This is a genomic window from Bradyrhizobium sp. CCBAU 53340, from assembly GCF_015291645.1.
Classification (GTDB): domain Bacteria; phylum Pseudomonadota; class Alphaproteobacteria; order Rhizobiales; family Xanthobacteraceae; genus Bradyrhizobium.
This window is the reverse complement of the sequence record NZ_CP030055.1, coordinates 389,549-403,839: the sequence shown is the minus strand read 5'-3', so window position 1 is coordinate 403,839 and position 14,291 is coordinate 389,549. Positions and strand designations below refer to the sequence as shown.

18 protein-coding genes and 1 pseudogene are annotated in these 14,291 nt (G+C 63.7%); 12 read left to right on the top strand and 7 right to left on the bottom strand.

Features of this window, described 5'->3' with window-relative positions; translation table 11 throughout:
• Positions 1-34: 34 nt before the first annotated feature.
• Complete coding sequence (leuC, locus tag XH89_RS01910; RefSeq protein ID WP_194465465.1) at positions 35-1,441, top strand: 3-isopropylmalate dehydratase large subunit; 1,407 nt, start codon at positions 35-37, stop codon at positions 1,439-1,441.
• A 90-nt stretch (positions 1,442-1,531) separates the two neighbouring features.
• On the top strand, positions 1,532-1,741 hold the full coding sequence (locus XH89_RS01905; RefSeq protein WP_194465464.1) for a hypothetical protein: 210 nt from the start codon (positions 1,532-1,534) through the stop codon (positions 1,739-1,741).
• A 54-nt stretch (positions 1,742-1,795) separates the two neighbouring features.
• On the opposite strand, the gene XH89_RS01900 is transcribed toward XH89_RS01905, so the two are convergent.
• Positions 1,796-2,320, bottom strand: coding sequence for a hypothetical protein (locus XH89_RS01900; protein WP_194465463.1), 525 nt, complete (start codon positions 2,318-2,320; stop codon positions 1,796-1,798).
• A gap of 149 nt (positions 2,321-2,469) precedes the next feature.
• Between XH89_RS01900 and XH89_RS01895 the strand changes: the two genes are divergently transcribed.
• Positions 2,470-2,769, top strand: coding sequence for a DUF1330 domain-containing protein (locus XH89_RS01895; protein WP_194465462.1), 300 nt, complete (start codon positions 2,470-2,472; stop codon positions 2,767-2,769).
• Positions 2,770-2,775: 6 nt separating this feature from the next.
• Here the strand turns inward: XH89_RS01895 and XH89_RS01890 are convergent, their stop codons facing one another.
• Positions 2,776-3,033 (bottom strand): hypothetical protein, encoded by a 258-nt coding sequence (locus XH89_RS01890; protein ID WP_194465461.1) that lies wholly within the window; start codon positions 3,031-3,033, stop codon positions 2,776-2,778.
• Between the two features lie 26 nt (positions 3,034-3,059).
• Positions 3,060-3,341 (bottom strand): hypothetical protein, encoded by a 282-nt coding sequence (locus tag XH89_RS01885; protein ID WP_194465460.1) that lies wholly within the window; start codon positions 3,339-3,341, stop codon positions 3,060-3,062.
• A 165-nt stretch (positions 3,342-3,506) separates the two neighbouring features.
• Between XH89_RS01885 and XH89_RS01880 the strand changes: the two genes are divergently transcribed.
• Positions 3,507-3,905, top strand: a complete 399-nt coding sequence (locus tag XH89_RS01880; protein WP_194465459.1) for a metallopeptidase family protein — start codon at positions 3,507-3,509, stop codon at positions 3,903-3,905.
• 7 nt (positions 3,906-3,912) lie between these two features.
• Here XH89_RS01880 and XH89_RS01875 read toward each other — a convergent pair whose 3' ends face one another.
• Complete coding sequence (locus tag XH89_RS01875; RefSeq protein ID WP_194465458.1) at positions 3,913-4,713, bottom strand: helix-turn-helix transcriptional regulator; 801 nt, start codon at positions 4,711-4,713, stop codon at positions 3,913-3,915.
• Between the two features lie 101 nt (positions 4,714-4,814).
• On the opposite strand from XH89_RS01875, the pseudogene XH89_RS01870 reads away from it, so the two are divergent.
• The 5 genes and pseudogenes from XH89_RS01870 (at position 4,815) to XH89_RS01850 (ending at position 8,789) form a co-directional block, all read left to right on the top strand.
• A pseudogene (locus tag XH89_RS01870) lies at positions 4,815-5,384 on the top strand (pyridoxamine 5'-phosphate oxidase family protein).
• Positions 5,385-5,500: 116 nt separating this feature from the next.
• On the top strand, positions 5,501-6,106 hold the full coding sequence (leuD, locus tag XH89_RS01865; protein ID WP_194465457.1) for a 3-isopropylmalate dehydratase small subunit: 606 nt from the start codon (positions 5,501-5,503) through the stop codon (positions 6,104-6,106).
• Positions 6,107-6,188: 82 nt separating this feature from the next.
• Positions 6,189-6,974: a hypothetical protein gene (locus XH89_RS01860; protein WP_194465456.1), complete on the top strand. Its 786-nt coding sequence runs from the start codon at positions 6,189-6,191 to the stop codon at positions 6,972-6,974.
• A 244-nt stretch (positions 6,975-7,218) separates the two neighbouring features.
• On the top strand, positions 7,219-7,638 hold the full coding sequence (locus XH89_RS01855; RefSeq protein ID WP_194465455.1) for a DUF6455 family protein: 420 nt from the start codon (positions 7,219-7,221) through the stop codon (positions 7,636-7,638).
• Positions 7,639-7,919: 281 nt separating this feature from the next.
• A complete protein-coding gene (locus XH89_RS01850) occupies positions 7,920-8,789 on the top strand; it encodes a Crp/Fnr family transcriptional regulator (protein WP_246767714.1) in 870 nt (289 codons plus the stop codon).
• Between the two features lie 117 nt (positions 8,790-8,906).
• Here XH89_RS01850 and XH89_RS01845 read toward each other — a convergent pair whose 3' ends face one another.
• Positions 8,907-9,788 (bottom strand): CoA ester lyase, encoded by an 882-nt coding sequence (locus XH89_RS01845; RefSeq protein WP_194465454.1) that lies wholly within the window; start codon positions 9,786-9,788, stop codon positions 8,907-8,909.
• 111 nt (positions 9,789-9,899) lie between these two features.
• Here XH89_RS01845 and XH89_RS01840 point away from each other — a divergent pair, with 111 nt between their 5' ends.
• Positions 9,900-10,544 (top strand): carbonic anhydrase, encoded by a 645-nt coding sequence (locus XH89_RS01840; protein ID WP_194465453.1) that lies wholly within the window; start codon positions 9,900-9,902, stop codon positions 10,542-10,544.
• 490 nt (positions 10,545-11,034) lie between these two features.
• Here the strand turns inward: XH89_RS01840 and XH89_RS01835 are convergent, their stop codons facing one another.
• Positions 11,035-12,069 (bottom strand): aspartate-semialdehyde dehydrogenase, encoded by a 1,035-nt coding sequence (locus XH89_RS01835; RefSeq protein ID WP_194465452.1) that lies wholly within the window; start codon positions 12,067-12,069, stop codon positions 11,035-11,037.
• 116 nt (positions 12,070-12,185) lie between these two features.
• Here XH89_RS01835 and XH89_RS01830 point away from each other — a divergent pair, with 116 nt between their 5' ends.
• Positions 12,186-12,974 carry a hypothetical protein gene (locus XH89_RS01830; RefSeq protein WP_194465451.1) on the top strand — a complete coding sequence of 263 codons (789 nt, stop codon included), beginning with the start codon at positions 12,186-12,188 and terminating at the stop codon, positions 12,972-12,974.
• Positions 12,975-13,129: 155 nt separating this feature from the next.
• Complete coding sequence (locus XH89_RS01825) at positions 13,130-13,507, top strand: hypothetical protein (protein ID WP_194465450.1); 378 nt, start codon at positions 13,130-13,132, stop codon at positions 13,505-13,507.
• Between the two features lie 48 nt (positions 13,508-13,555).
• Here the strand turns inward: XH89_RS01825 and XH89_RS01820 are convergent, their stop codons facing one another.
• A complete protein-coding gene (locus XH89_RS01820) occupies positions 13,556-14,191 on the bottom strand; it encodes a DapH/DapD/GlmU-related protein (protein WP_194465449.1) in 636 nt (211 codons plus the stop codon).
• Positions 14,192-14,291 lie beyond the last annotated feature (100 nt).

Sequence of the window (14,291 nt, the reverse complement as noted above, 5' to 3'; positions counted from 1 at the left end):
ACCCGCTTCACACATTCATTCGGAGCTGACGCTCATGTCCAAGCCGACCACCCTGTACGACAAGATCTGGAACGACCATCTGGTGCACGAAGCCGAGGACGGCACCTGCCTGCTCTATATCGACCGCCATCTGGTGCACGAAGTGACCTCGCCGCAGGCGTTCGAAGGCCTGCGCGCCACCGGCCGCAAGGTTCACGCGCCCGAGAAAACGCTCGCCGTCGTCGACCACAACGTGCCGACCACCGACCGCACCAAGCCGAATCCCGATCCTGAAAGCATCGAGCAGATCAAGGCGCTCGCCGAGAACGCCAAGGAATTCGGCATCGAATATTACAACGAGTTCGACAAGCGCCAAGGCATCGTCCACGTCATCGGCCCCGAGCAGGGCTTTACGCTGCCCGGCACCACCATCGTCTGCGGTGACAGCCACACCTCGACGCATGGCGCGTTCGGCGCGCTCGCGCACGGCATCGGCACCTCCGAGGTCGAGCACGTGCTGGCGACGCAGACGCTGATCCAGAAGAAGGCGAAGAACATGCGCGTCACCGTCGACGGCAAATTGCCTGACGGCGTGACCGGCAAGGATATCATCCTCGCCATCATCGGCGAGATCGGCACCGCCGGCGGCACCGGCTACGTGCTGGAATATGCCGGCGATGCGATCCGCGCACTCTCGATGGAAGGCCGTATGACGGTCTGCAACATGTCGATCGAAGGTGGCGCACGCGCCGGCCTCGTTGCGCCCGACCAGAAGGCCTACGACTTCCTGCGCGATCGTCCGAAGTCGCCGAAGGGCGCGGCCTGGGATGCGGCGATGCGCTATTGGGAGAAGCTGCGCTCCGACGAAGGCGCGCATTTCGACCACGAGCTGCGCCTCGATGCGGCAAAGCTGCCGCCGATCGTGACCTGGGGCACCAGCCCTGAGGACGTCATCTCGGTGACCGGCATCGTGCCCGACCCCGACAAGATCGCTGACGAGGCCAAGCGCCTCTCCAAGCATCGCGCACTGAAATACATGGGCCTGACGGCGGGAACGAAGATCACCGACATCAAGCTCGACCGCGTCTTCATCGGCTCCTGCACCAACGGCCGCATCGAGGACCTGCGCGCCGCCGCCAAGATCGCGGAAGGCAAGCAGGTGTCGGCCAGCGTCAATGCCATGGTCGTGCCGGGCTCCGGCATCGTGAAGGAGCAGGCGGAGGCTGAGGGTCTGGACAAGATCTTCGTCAAGGCCGGTTTCGAATGGCGCGAGCCCGGTTGCTCGATGTGCCTCGCCATGAACCCGGACAAGCTGAAGCCGGAAGAGCGTTGCGCCTCGACCTCGAACCGCAATTTCGAGGGCCGCCAGGGCTTCAAGGGCCGCACGCACCTCGTCTCTCCGGCGATGGCGGCTGCGGCCGCGATCGCGGGTCACTTCGTCGACGTCCGCGACTGGCGCTGAGCTCTCTGCAATTTGAGCGAACGCGGCAAACCGCCGTTAAACGCTTAGATCACACTGTATCCTCGCGACGGTTTCGCGAGGATACGCCTCATGGCCAACAAGCCTGAATATGTCGACCTGATCAGCGATGCGACCCGCCAGCACCGGCGGCGCGCACCGCCGCTGCGCATCGTCGCCAAGCCCGAGGTCGAGGAGATCTCGAAGCTCAGCCGCTGGCCGCCGGCGATGTTCAAGAAGTGGAAGATCGAGACGCTGATGCGGTGGAAGCCGTCGTCGTGGAATGTGAAGGGCTGGCTCTGAGCCAGACAATGAACAAAGGGCGCCGTTGGGGCGCCCTTTTCATTTCGACCGCACTTACCAATAGCGGTACGGATAGTGCCAGCGATGCCAATAATGCCAGCGGCAGATGCGGCGCGGGCCGTAATAGGTCCAGATGATCCGGCAGCGGCGCGGATAGTGGTAGTAGGAGTAGTAGGGATAATAGCCACCGTAATAATAGCGCCGGTGGAAGTGGCGATAGCCGTAATACGGCCGATAGTAGCCGCCACCCCAGTGACGATGATAGCCGCCATAATGGATGCCGCCGTAGCGCATGCCGCCACCGTGGAACGCCGGCGCGGCGTGGAAGCCACCGAAGTGACCTCCACCGCCGTGGAAGCCGCCGAAATGTCCGCCACCGCCATGACCACCGCCGCCACCATGGCGGACCTGGATCATCATGTCGTCGGTCGCAGCCTTCGCTGCTGGCAACGCGGTCGGATTGATCGGCGTCATCGCTTCAGCGCGGCGCACGGTCCCTGATGACACCATCAGAACAGCAACAGCGGCAAGCCCGAGCAGGCGCAGCGAGCCTATCCGGGGACGCGATATCCTCAGCATGGAATGTCTCCCTGAATCTGGACAGCGTCATTGCGACGTGGCCATCCCGCCAGCGCTGTTCATTGCAGTCGCTCCGAGCTTAAACTAGGGACAGCGACGTGAACGCGCCATGAATGAACGACGTTCCGCGACTTCGGGAGTTTTGGGAGATGACAGTCTACGCGATTGCGCAGTTGAAGATGACGGACCGCGCGGCCTACGACCGCTATCAGGCGCGGTTCTTCGACGTGTTCAGGAGATTCAATGGAAAGCTGCTTGCGGCTGACGAACATCCCCGCGTGCTCGAAGGTGCGTGGCCGCATGACAAGCTTGTCATGATGTCGTTTCCCGACGAGGCCGCATTTCTCGCCTTCTCGAGCTCACCCGAATACCTGGACATCTCGCGCGATCGGAAAGCGGGCGCGCAAGCGACCGTGCTGCTGGTGAGGGGATTTGCGCCGGTGGCTTAAGCCGCGTCACCAGAACGGCCCGTAGCCGACCACGAACGGTGCGGGCACGCCGTAAGGATAGGGACGATAATAGACAGGCCGCGCATAATAATGCGGATCAGGCCGCGGAATGTATCGCGCAACATCGTAGCGCGCGTGCCGCCGCCCATCGAATATTGCGCGCCCCGCGGAGGCATCCGGCAGCTTCGTCACTCTCTGCGCGGCCGACGCGTGAGACAGGCTTGCGAGCGCGACAACAACAGCAAGAGCAATACATTTCGCCATGACGAGTGTGGACCTCGACGTTCAGCTCAGCCGCGACGCCAGTAGCAGCTCATATGCGGTGTGATCACGGTGCCGCTCGGCCTGTGTTCCTGCACATAGGCGACATTGCACTCGCGCACCGCATCGGGGCCCGGATTGTAGCGCGGATAGACGCCGTCAGGACTGTAATAGGGCGTGACGCGCAGGCGGGTCTGGGGCCGCCTCCGCGGCGGCGCGACGTCGTCAGGCGACACCGCCTGGGCCATACGGACGACAGTGCCAGAAGTCTCCGCCTGGGCACTCACGCCGACCAGCGAAAACAACCCCATGCACAGTAGAACCAATCCCGCCGTTCCTGCCCGCATTTCACACCACCCGGCTCGGTCAACCCCTTGAAGCGCCGTACGCTCCTCGTTTTCGCGCGCGACGTCAACTCTCCGCGCGATCCTATAAAGCCGGATGCATCGCTGCGAAACCCGCGGTAAGAGGTCTCCATGTGGACGGACCTGAAAGCGCCCTCGCTTGCCGAGATGGAAGTGACGGCGCACGACATTTTCGAGCGCCTGCCGGCGGAATTTCGCGGACTGTGCGAGGGCCTGATCATCCGTGTCGACGACTTCCCGACCGAAGACGTGCTCGACGAGATGGAATGCGAGAGCGAGTTCGACCTGCTCGGCCTGTTCCAGGGCGTCGGCCTGCCCCAGCAGAGCCTTGGCGACGTGGCGCGGCTGCCCAACATGGTCTGGCTCTACCGCCGCCCGATCCTGGATTACTGGGCCGAGCATGACGAAAGCCTCGGCCATATCGTCCGCCATGTCCTGATTCACGAGATCGGCCATCATTTCGGCCTCTCGGACGACGACATGGAAGCGATCGAGGCTCAGGCCGAGTAACACGTCATCAATCGCGCACCGATGATGCGGGCAGCAGCATCGTCAGCCGATAGTCGGGCCAGCCCGCGAGCGACAGCGACACCTGCTGATAGTGCAGCAGTCCCATGCTCGGATGCTTGAACGCGCGTTCGCCGCCCTCGCGTGCCAAAACCCCCTGCGTCTCCCAGCAGCGTGCAAAGTCGGGGCTTCCAAGTCTCAGTTCCTCCACGAGCCGGCGAATATCCGGATCGTCGGAGTAGGCCGTCACCGCGGCACGGAACTCGGCGACGACGCGCTGCGCGCGAGAACTCCAGTCGAGGATCAGGCTTCGCGCCTCGGGCCTGACGAAGATGTAGCGCAGCAGGTTTTTCTCGCCGTCATCATCAAGCCACCCTGCAAACAACTGCGACGCTTTCGCATTCCAGCGGCGCGCACTCCATGTGCGATCGAGGATATAGGCGGGCCCATCGATCGCATCGACGCAGGCCAGCATCTCCTCGGGCGGATCATCCCTGTGGCCCGGCCGCTCGGGATCGCGCTTACCCGCGACTTCGAACAGATAACCGCGCTCGGCAGGTGACAGGCGCAATCCGCGGGCGAGGCGCGCAAGGGCCGACGCGGAGACGGACACATCGCGCCCCTGCTCGATCCAGGTGTACCAGGTGACGCTCAATCCGCAGAGCTGGGCGACCTCCTCGCGCCGGAGGCCGGGCGTGCGTCGTCGTGGTCCCGTGGCGAGGCCGAATTCCGCCGGAGACTGACGCTCCCGGAGCGCCCGCATGAACGCGCTGAGCGAGAGAGCCGGGGCGATCAGATCAGGTCGTTTCATGGTGGTTTTTATACCAGCATATCTTGTATTCTTAAACCGGTACCTCAGATGTGCTAGCCTTTTTGCCTCGGCTCCCCTGCCGAGGAGAGGACCGCACGGACATGGGCAAGCAATTCGCTGGGATCGAACCCGAGCACAGGGCTTTCATCGAGCGGCAGAAGATCTTCTTCGTCGCCAGCGCCCCGCCGAAGGGACGCATCAACGTCTCCCCCAAGGGCCTGTCGTCGTTCCTTGTGCTCGGAGAGAACGAGGTCGCCTATCTCGACTGCACCGGTAGCGGCAGCGAGACTCGCGCCCACCTGAGCGCCTCGGATGACAAGCGCCTGACCATCATGTTCTGCGCTTTCGACGGGCCACCGATGATCCTGCGGCTGTACGGCTAGGGGCGATCGCTGATGCGCGGTTCGCCCGAATATGCCGAACTCGCCCCTCGATTCGAGGACATGACCGGAGCGCGCCAGATCGTCCGCCTCTCGGTCGACCTCGTGCAGACCTCGTGCGGTATGGGCGTGCCCCTGTTCGACTACAAGCAGGAGCGCGGCAGCCTCCTCCGCTACTGGACGGCGCAGGGCGTCGATAATTTGCGAAAATACTGGGGCCTGAAGAACATGAAGAGCATCGACGGCCTGCCGACCGGCTTTGTGCCTGACAGCATGGCTCCGCAAAGCTGACGGATCATGGCTGACAGATCAGATCTGACAGACCAAGATTGCCGAATCCGGCCTAGGATTTACGTGCCAACCGGGCTAAACAGCCCTCCCCTGACTACAAACCGGGAAGCCTAGAGATGGACAAGTTCACTAAGCTGGAAGGCGTCGCAGCGCCGCTGAAGATCATCAATGTCGACACCGACATGATCATTCCGAAGCAGTACCTCAAGACCATCAAGCGCACCGGCCTTGGCAAGGGGCTCTTCTCCGAGCAGCGCTACAAGGATGACGGTAGCGAGAACCCGGATTTCGTCCTCAACCAGTCCGCCTATCGCAACGCGAAGGTGCTGGTGGCCGGCGACAATTTCGGCTGCGGCTCGAGTCGCGAGCACGCGCCCTGGGCGCTGCTCGACTTCGGCATCCGCTGCGTGATCTCGACCTCGTTTGGCGACATTTTCTACAACAACTGCTTCAAGAACGGCATTCTGCCGATCCGCGTCAGCCAAGAAGACCTCGACAAGCTGTTCGACGACGCCGAGCGCGGCGCCAATGCGACGCTGACGATCGACCTGCCCAACCAGGAGATCCGCGGCCCCGACGGCGGCAAGGTGAAGTTCGAGATCGACCCGTTCCGCAAGCATTGCCTGATCAACGGCCTCGACGACATCGGTCTCACGATGGAGAAGAAGTCTTCGATCGACACCTATGAAGAGAAGCTCAAGCGCGAACGCGCCTGGGCCTGAGATTGACATTCAGGTTCGAAGCCCCGGTGCTATCTGCGCCGGGGCTTTTTCTTTGCCTCCGACATCCCGTATAGCTGCACCCATGCTTCCCGAGATCGTCACCTTCTGGCATGGCCCGATGGATGCGCTGCGCCAGACCTGTCTGCGCTCGCAATTGGCGGCCGGCCATAAGGTCACGGTCTACAGCTTCGACACCATTCCTGGACTTCCGGCGGGTGTCGCCAACGCGGATGCCGAAGCCATCCTGCCGCATGCCTTCTCCGAGCGGCTGCGGCCGCCGCAGCCGGACGGCAGCTGGCGCGACTGGACCACGCTGCAGTTCAGCGATTTCTTCCGCATGAAGCTGATGGCGAAGGGCCTCGGCCTCTGGCTCGATGCCGACGTGCTGCTGCTGAGACCCGTCGAGATCGATCCGGCAAAACCTTACTTCGCTTGGGAGCGCCCGCGCCAGCTCGGCAATTCCGTGATCTATCTGCCGCCGCGGCACGGCATCGTCACCGCCTTCGAAGAGCTGATGGAGCAGGAGGAGCTGACGCCGGACTGGCTGTCACTGCGCCACCGCGTCACTTTCGCGATGCGGCGCCTGCGCGGCGGCTCGAACCGTCTCTCCGATATTCGTGTCGCGATCTACGGGCCGGCCGCGCTCACCGCGCTCGCCCGTCGCACCGGCGAATTGCACAATGCGCTGCCGAAGCAGTCGTTCTACGCCGTGCATGCCGAGCCAAAGCTGTTCTTCGATCCCTCCAGCTATCTCGGCCTCGTTACCAACCCCGAGATCATCGGCCTGCACATCTCGCCGAAGGGGCGTGGTGGCGAGAAGCCGATTCCGGGGAGCCTTTATGCCTGGGCGGCGGAGCGGTTTCGATAATTCCCCACGGCGTGACGCTCTCGTGCCCCGGACGCAGCGCAGCGCGTAGTGATGCGCTGCTGAGCCGGGGCCCAGCATGTGGCGAGATGGGTCCCGGCTCTGCACCGCAGCGTTTCACGCTGCAGCGCGTCCGGGACACGAGAGCGGTCTCTTCAACCCATTCCCTATTTGATCCAGCGCAACGCGGCCCTGCACCATTTTGCCTAGTCTTGCTGCTATCGCACGATCCGAATGGAGCTTCGCCATGAGCACCGCAAGCAGACCTTATCCCATCGTCCAGGATCTCATCGAGTCCTTTGCGAACTGGGTGAAGCATCGCCGCGAGATGAACGAGATGCGGCAGCTCGATCGCGCCGATTTCGACCGGATCGCGAGCGATCTCAGGATTGCGCCCGACGATCTCGAGGAGCTGGTCCGCCACGGCAAGCATTCCGCCGACGAGCTGCCGAAGATGCTCGAACAGCTCGGCATCAGCGCGGAAAGCCTGGGCCGCGCGCAGCCGCTGCTGCTCCGCGACATGGAGCGGGTCTGCTCGCTCTGCGATCACAAGGGACAGTGCGACCGCGATCTCGCCGACGGCACCGCCGCGGAAAACTATCACGGCTATTGCGGCAATGCCTCGACGCTGGAGTCGCTCGAACGCGCGGACGTCGCGCCGCGCTGATCGAAAATTTCATTTTCCGGACGCTCTACGTCAGGTAGGGCCGTGCGGCAGCGATCTCGCCAGGGTTACCGTCACCAAGAAAAGCCTCGATCATCTGCCGGCACGCTGATGGCTGCGGAAGCAGAGCTCCCTTGAAGATAGCTCGCGGGGTGACAACGGCCTCAATAAGTATGACTGTTTGCGCGGCGAGAACGCTGGAGGTCTCCGCAATAGTCCGTGCTTGATCTGAACTATTGGCTCTGTTTGGATCATTGCCGTTGGGCAATGGCGAGTTCGGATAAATGGCAAATGAAGACGGAGGCCGCCGTGCATTGGGTGCCCGTCCGCACGAGGACCTCGTGACCGTTCCCCGCACGGCCATCGGAAATCGGCTATTGGCGGCGTTGCCGCCCGCGGATCTCGCCTTGCTCACGCCCCACTTCCAGAAGGTCTCGTTCGAACCCGATGCCATCCTGGTGCGATCGGGCGATGAGCTCGACCCGGTTTATTTTCCCCATAGCGGCGCGATCGCCTTCATGCTCGATATGCCGGACGGGCAAACGGCCGCGACCACCGTGATGGGACGGGAAGGTGCCTTGGCCTCGTTCTCCGTGCTCGGCCCGACGCTTTCTTCCGTGACCGCGGTTGCGCGCATAGCCGGCACCGCATCGCTGATTTCTGCCGCCAGATTTCGAGCTGCCTATGCGCAAAGTGCAGCCATCAGGAATGTCGTGCAGGTCCACGCCCGCGCCGTGCTCTTGCAGCTCCAGCACGTCGCCGCTTGCAATGCGCTGCACCGGGTGGACGGCCGCATGGCGCGGTGGCTCCTGCAGCTTCACGACCGCGTTCCCGACGATCTGCTTCCGGTGACGCAAGAGGCGCTGGCGCAACTGGTTGGGGTGCGGCGGACGACAGTGACACTGACGATGAGCAAGTTGCGCGAGGCCGGCGCCATCCCGAGCGAGCGGCGCGGGTTTGTCGAGATCAATCGGGCGCGGCTCGAGAGGATCGCATGCGACTGCTACAAGCTCATGCAGCGCAAGATTGATCGGATGTATTGCCAGGAACTGGCGGCGCCGCAGCCTGCCGATACGCTGTTCCGGGAAAGCACCATCGCCCCCTCCGACGGAGCGGGCGGTGCACTCAAAGCCGTCTCGCGAGCGGGAACATAGCGAGCAAGGCCTGGAATTCTGGCGCGAAAAGCTGATCTCGCTCTCTCGAGTTGACGCCTCAGCCCTTCCCATCGCCGCGATCGCGATCGTGCGCCGCGCCATGTCGGCGCACGCGCGCTAGCCCTTCGCCATCGCCGCGATTGCGTCCGCGATTGCGATCGTCCGCCGCGCCATGTCGGCGTGAAGCCGCTCCACCATCGCCCCATCGAGCCGGATCGCGCCGCGGGAGACGTTTTCCGGCAGCTCGAACGCCGCGATGATCTTTCGGGCGCGCGCAACTTCCTCCTCGGGTGGGGTGAAGATGGCGTTGCAGGCTTCGATCTGCGAGGGATGGATCAGCGTCTTGCCGTCGAAGCCGAGGTCGCGGCCTTGCGCGCATTCGGTGGCGAAGCCATCGGGGTTGGCGATGTCGCTGTAGGGACCATCGAGGATCTCGAGACCGGCGGCGCGCGTCGCCAGGATGCAATGGGTGACCATCGGGATCATCGCGGCGCGGCCGGGCAGCATCTTGATCCGCGTCTCGCGCGAGATGTCGTTCGGGCCGAACACGAAGCCGGACAGGCGCGTGCTCGGATCGCGACCGGCCTCGGCCAGCTCCTCGGCATGCAGCACGGAGCGCGCGGTCTCGATCATCGCCCAGACCTTCACTGATGGCGCCGCGCCGAGCCCGGCGAGATCGCGGCCGATGGTCCGGAGGTCCTCGATGCTCGAAACTTTTGGAACCAGGATGCCGTCCGGCGAGGCCTTGGCGGCCATCGCAACGTCCTCGGCCCACCATTGGGTATCGAGACCGTTGGTCCGGATCAGGATCTCGCGCTTGCCGAATCCTTTTGCGGCGATCGCGGCGGCGATGCCGTCACGCGCCGCCGCCTTGGCGTCGGGGGCGACGGAATCCTCGAGGTCCAGGATCAGGCCATCGGCCGGCAGGTTCCGGGCCTTTTCCAGCGCACGGGGGTTGGAGCCGGGCATGAACAGATGGCTGCGGCGCGGGCGGGTCATGCAAGCGTTCCTTCCGGTTTCCTCGTAGCTCTTCTGGCCGAAGCCGATAGCATTTGGCCTGCCTATTCGAAAGGCTTGTTCGGCCCCCCGCTCTATGGTTAGGCATAGGCCATGATCACATTCCCGAAGCATTTGCTGGAAGGCTACCAGGCCTTCGCCACCCAGCGGCTGCCGGCCGAGCAGAACCGCTACCGCGAACTCTCGGTGAGAGGGCAGTCACCGGAAGTGATGGTGATCGGCTGCTGCGATTCCCGCGTCTCGCCCGAGGTGATCTTCGACGTCGGCCCGGGCGAGCTCTTCGTCGTCCGCAACATCGCCAATCTGGTGCCGACCTATCAGCCCGACGAGAACGCGCACGGCGTCTCGGCGGCGCTGGAATATGCGGTGACGGTGCTGAAGGTGAAGCACATCGTCGTGCTCGGACACGCGCAATGCGGCGGCATCCGCGCCTTCGTCGACAAGATCGAGCCGCTGACGCCGGGCGATTTCATCGGCAAATGGATGCAGATGTTCATCAAGCCGGGCGAAGTGGTCGAACAGCGCAACCACGAGACCATGGCGCAATTCGTCGAGCGGATCGAGAAGGCCGCGGTGTTCCGCAGCCTCGAAAACCTGATGACGTTTCCGTTCGTGCGCAAGGCGGTCGAAGGCGGCCAGATGCAGCTGCACGGCGCCTATTTCGGCGTCGCGGAGGGAACGCTGTTCGTGCTGGACAAGGCGAGCAAGGAATTCAGGAGCGCGCGCAGCGTGGTGTAGGGCGCTCGCGGCTTGGCTTGAACTCATAGGGTGGGCAAAGCGACTTGTCCGCCGTAGCTCGAAGAGCGAAGGCGGAAGCGTGCCCATGCATGTTTCGCGATCGGGAGAGATGGTGGGCACGGCGCGCTGCGCCTTTGCCCAACCTTACGATTTCTCTCTCGTCATCCCGGACAAGCGCGCTACAGGCGCGCGCAGATCCGGGATCCATAACCACAGGACGTGGTTTGGTGCGAAGCTGGTAACTCCGAGTCTTCGCAAAACGATTGCTGCGGCGTATGGGTCCCGGATCTGCGCGCGCTTAGGGCGCGATTGTCCGGGACGACGACCTCATTTGACGCGACGGCTTACCAAGCAGCTGCCGTAGGGTGGGCAAAGCGACTTGTCCGCAGTAGCTCGAAGAGCGAAGATGGAAGCGTGCCAAGCATTTTTCGTGATCGAGAGAGATGGTGGGCACGGCGCTTTGCACCTTTGCCCACCCTACGGAGCGGAGTTACGCCGCCTGCTTCTTCGCGGTGATCAGCTTGCGGTTGATCAGCACTTCCGCGATCTGGATCGCGTTGAGCGCGGCGCCCTTGCGAAGATTGTCGGACACGCACCACAGCGCAAGACCGTTCTCCACCGTCGCGTCCTCGCGGATGCGGCTGATATAGGTCGCGTCCTCGCCGGCGGCTTCGTAAGGCGTGGCGTAGCCGCCGGGCTCCTGCTTGTCGATGACGAGGCAGCCCGGCGCCACGCGCAGGATGTTGCGCGCTTCATCGGCACTGATCGGATTCTCGAACTCGATGTTGACGGCCTCGGAGTGGCCGACGAACACGGGCACGCGCACGCAGGTGGCGGTGAGCTTGATCTTGGGATCAAGGATCTTCTTGGTCTCCGCCATCATCTTCCACTCTTCCTTGGTGAAGCCGTCCTCCATGAAGACGTCGATGTGGGGGATGACGTTGAAGGCGATGCGCTTCGGAAACTTCTTCGCGACCAGCTCGTCATTGGTGTAGACGGCCTTGGTCTGCGAGAACAACTCGTCCATCGCGTCCTTGCCGGCGCCCGACACCGATTGATAGGTCGAGACCACGACGCGCTTGATGGTTGCCTTGTCGTGCAGCGGCTTGAGCGCGACCACGAGCTGCGCGGTCGAGCAGTTCGGGTTGGCGATGATGTTCTTCTTCTTGAAGCCTTCGGTCGCGGCCGCATTCACCTCGGGCACGATCAGCGGCACGTCAGGGTCCATGCGCCAGGCCGAGGAATTGTCGATCACGACAGCGCCGGCGGCGCCGATCTTCGGCGACCATTCCTTCGACACCGAGCCGCCCGCCGACATCAGGCAGATGTCGACGTCGGAGAAGTCGTAATGCTCGAGCGCTTTGACCTTCAGGGTGCGGTCGCCATAGGAGACCTCGACGCCGACGCTGCGGCGCGACGCCAAAGCCACGACCTCGTCCGCGGGAAATTTGCGCTCATCCAGGATGTTGAGCATTTCCCGTCCGACATTGCCGGTCGCGCCGACGACTGCGACTTTGTAACCCATCGTTCACTCTCCGATGAAAAAGCCCGTTCCTGAAGCTGACGCTTAAACAGGAAGAGCAGCGCTTCTATGCGAGAACCGGCCTCAAGACAACGTTGGACCATGCCTTAGGGACGTGGATGCAGTCGCCTGAGGCCGGCCCGGCCACATCGCCCACCCAGATCCATCTGGCGGTCGCCAACTTCGCCGACGAGGTGGTCGGCACCCTGGCGCACCTGTTCGCCTATGTGGGTGTGCTGGCGCTGTTTGCCATCCTTGCGCTGGCCGGGCTCGGCCAATTGTCGGATCTGCGTGATGATGAGCCCGCCGCAAAGCCGGGCTGGGCCGAGGCCTCCCGCTCGCATCCGGCCTTCGCCCTTAGCCGACTTGATTCATCAGAAAAAACAGCGTCTTACACGATCTTCCGGCACCCCGAGGGTGGCCGGCGCGACGTCATGCGCTGGGCCGGCGACGCCGACAAGCCCGTGGCCGAGCTCGAGATCTACCGGGAAGGCAATGAATTCGACGTCACGCGCCCGGCGGCATCGGGCCTTGCCGTCCAGATGGGTCTGGACGGGGCAACTGCGCTGGAGCAGGCCGGCCTGATCGACACCAAATTCGGCCCCGTCGCCCTATTCCGGCCGGTCAACACCACGGTGGGCTCGCCGGCCTGCCTGGCTTACCTCAAGCGCAACGAGGAGCCCGCCTTGCAGATCTCCGGCTTCTCCTGCCAGGGCGACAACATGCCGGCCCGGCGCGCGGCGATTGCCTGCACGTTGAACCGGCTGACGCTGCTGACCTCAGGCAATGAGCCGAAGCTGGCCGAATTGTTCGCCCATGCCGAGCTGAAGCGCCGCTCCTGCGACCCCCAGGGCTCGCCGGATTGGCTGCTGGGCGCCGCGAACGCGCAATTGCGCGGGACGCTTTGAGGCGCATCAAGCCCAAGTGGCTGGTTTGCATGCAACTTTTGCCGGCGGGCATGATTATCCGCCTTGGTGTGACCCAATAGACCTAGTTGCGGCTACCCCGGACGGGCTAGTATGGGGTGAAATCGACTGGCGGCTTGCCGCCTGAAGGGGACGTGATGAGCTCGAATTTCTCTGCCAAACTGGCGGCCTGGCTTGCGGCTGGCGCTGTTGTCGCTGTGGCCTTCGCTGCGCCGGCTTCGGCCGACACCAGGACCAAGCGCTATGACGATCGCGGCCGGCCTGTCTACGGTCCGAGCGGCCCCAATGCCGTCTACCAGCAGGGCCGCACCCGCATCTACGTGAGCAAGCGCTCCTGGCTCGACGGCGGCACCGAGGTCAATCCGGGCGACCGCAAGTTCACCGACTACGCCTTCCCGCCGGCCGTGGGCTATCCGTCCTTCGCCCGCGAAAACCTCAACCGCCCGATCGACCGTCAGCCGCTGGCGACCCCGGCCGATGTCGGCGGCTATCCGCAGAATTTCCCGCTGTACTGAGCGGATGCGACCGAATCAAAAGGCCGGGCTCACGCCCGGCCTTTTTGTTTACGCGTTCGCGGCTGGATCATAACGCCGGCAAAACTCCTCGATCGCCTCGGAGCGGAAATCGGCGAGGCGCTCGAAGATGAGCTCATCAGGCCAATCCCACCAGGCAATCCGCTGCAGGCTTGCCGCGACGGCGTCATCGAAGCGCTTGCGGATGGCACGCGCGGGCACGCCGACGACGACAGTATAAGGCGCGACATCGCGGCTGACGACCGCGCCCGCACCGATCACCGCACCATCGCCGACGGTGACACCCGGCAGCAGGATCGCGGCGTGACCGATCCAGACATCATTGCCGACGATGACCCGATCGCCGCGGCGATCCGCGAAGAAGTCGCGGTCGCGGCTCGCGCTCGCCTCGTAATATTCGGGGACATAGGTGAAGCGATGCTGCGATGGCCGGCCCATCGGATGATTGGGCGCGCCGATCCGCACCGAGTTGGCGATGGCGGTGAACTTGCCGATGACGGCATCGGCGACGTCGCAATGCTCGCCGAGATAGGAGTAATCGCCGAGCGAGGCATATTCGATGCGTGTGTGGGCGAGAATCTCGCAGCGACGCCCGATTTGCGCCTCGCGCTGGCGCACCGTCTCATGGATGAAGGTTTCCGCGATCTTGGGGCGGGGTGTATCCATGAAGCGGGCTCCAAGAACAGGTGCCGTAGGGTGGGCAAAGGCGCGGCGCGCCGTGCCCACCATCTCTCTAATCGCAACGAAGTCGTGGGCACGCTTGCGC

Bases quoted from the DNA above. Each gene is read 5' to 3' on its own strand.
- leuC (WP_194465465.1), top strand. From the start codon at position 35: ATGTCCAAGCCGACCACCCTGTACGACAAGATCTGGAACGACCATCTG.
- XH89_RS01905 (WP_194465464.1), top strand. From the start codon at position 1,532: ATGGCCAACAAGCCTGAATATGTCGACCTGATCAGCGATGCGACCCGC.
- XH89_RS01900 (WP_194465463.1), bottom strand. From the start codon at position 2,320: ATGCTGAGGATATCGCGTCCCCGGATAGGCTCGCTGCGCCTGCTCGGG.
- XH89_RS01895 (WP_194465462.1), top strand. From the start codon at position 2,470: ATGACAGTCTACGCGATTGCGCAGTTGAAGATGACGGACCGCGCGGCC.
- XH89_RS01890 (WP_194465461.1), bottom strand. From the start codon at position 3,033: ATGGCGAAATGTATTGCTCTTGCTGTTGTTGTCGCGCTCGCAAGCCTG.
- XH89_RS01885 (WP_194465460.1), bottom strand. From the start codon at position 3,341: ATGGGGTTGTTTTCGCTGGTCGGCGTGAGTGCCCAGGCGGAGACTTCT.
- XH89_RS01880 (WP_194465459.1), top strand. From the start codon at position 3,507: ATGTGGACGGACCTGAAAGCGCCCTCGCTTGCCGAGATGGAAGTGACG.
- XH89_RS01875 (WP_194465458.1), bottom strand. From the start codon at position 4,713: ATGAAACGACCTGATCTGATCGCCCCGGCTCTCTCGCTCAGCGCGTTC.
- leuD (WP_194465457.1), top strand. From the start codon at position 5,501: ATGGACAAGTTCACTAAGCTGGAAGGCGTCGCAGCGCCGCTGAAGATC.
- XH89_RS01860 (WP_194465456.1), top strand. From the start codon at position 6,189: ATGCTTCCCGAGATCGTCACCTTCTGGCATGGCCCGATGGATGCGCTG.
- XH89_RS01855 (WP_194465455.1), top strand. From the start codon at position 7,219: ATGAGCACCGCAAGCAGACCTTATCCCATCGTCCAGGATCTCATCGAG.
- XH89_RS01850 (WP_246767714.1), top strand. From the start codon at position 7,920: ATGGCAAATGAAGACGGAGGCCGCCGTGCATTGGGTGCCCGTCCGCAC.
- XH89_RS01845 (WP_194465454.1), bottom strand. From the start codon at position 9,788: ATGACCCGCCCGCGCCGCAGCCATCTGTTCATGCCCGGCTCCAACCCC.
- XH89_RS01840 (WP_194465453.1), top strand. From the start codon at position 9,900: ATGATCACATTCCCGAAGCATTTGCTGGAAGGCTACCAGGCCTTCGCC.
- XH89_RS01835 (WP_194465452.1), bottom strand. From the start codon at position 12,069: ATGGGTTACAAAGTCGCAGTCGTCGGCGCGACCGGCAATGTCGGACGG.
- XH89_RS01830 (WP_194465451.1), top strand. From the start codon at position 12,186: ATGCAGTCGCCTGAGGCCGGCCCGGCCACATCGCCCACCCAGATCCAT.
- XH89_RS01825 (WP_194465450.1), top strand. From the start codon at position 13,130: ATGAGCTCGAATTTCTCTGCCAAACTGGCGGCCTGGCTTGCGGCTGGC.
- XH89_RS01820 (WP_194465449.1), bottom strand. From the start codon at position 14,191: ATGGATACACCCCGCCCCAAGATCGCGGAAACCTTCATCCATGAGACG.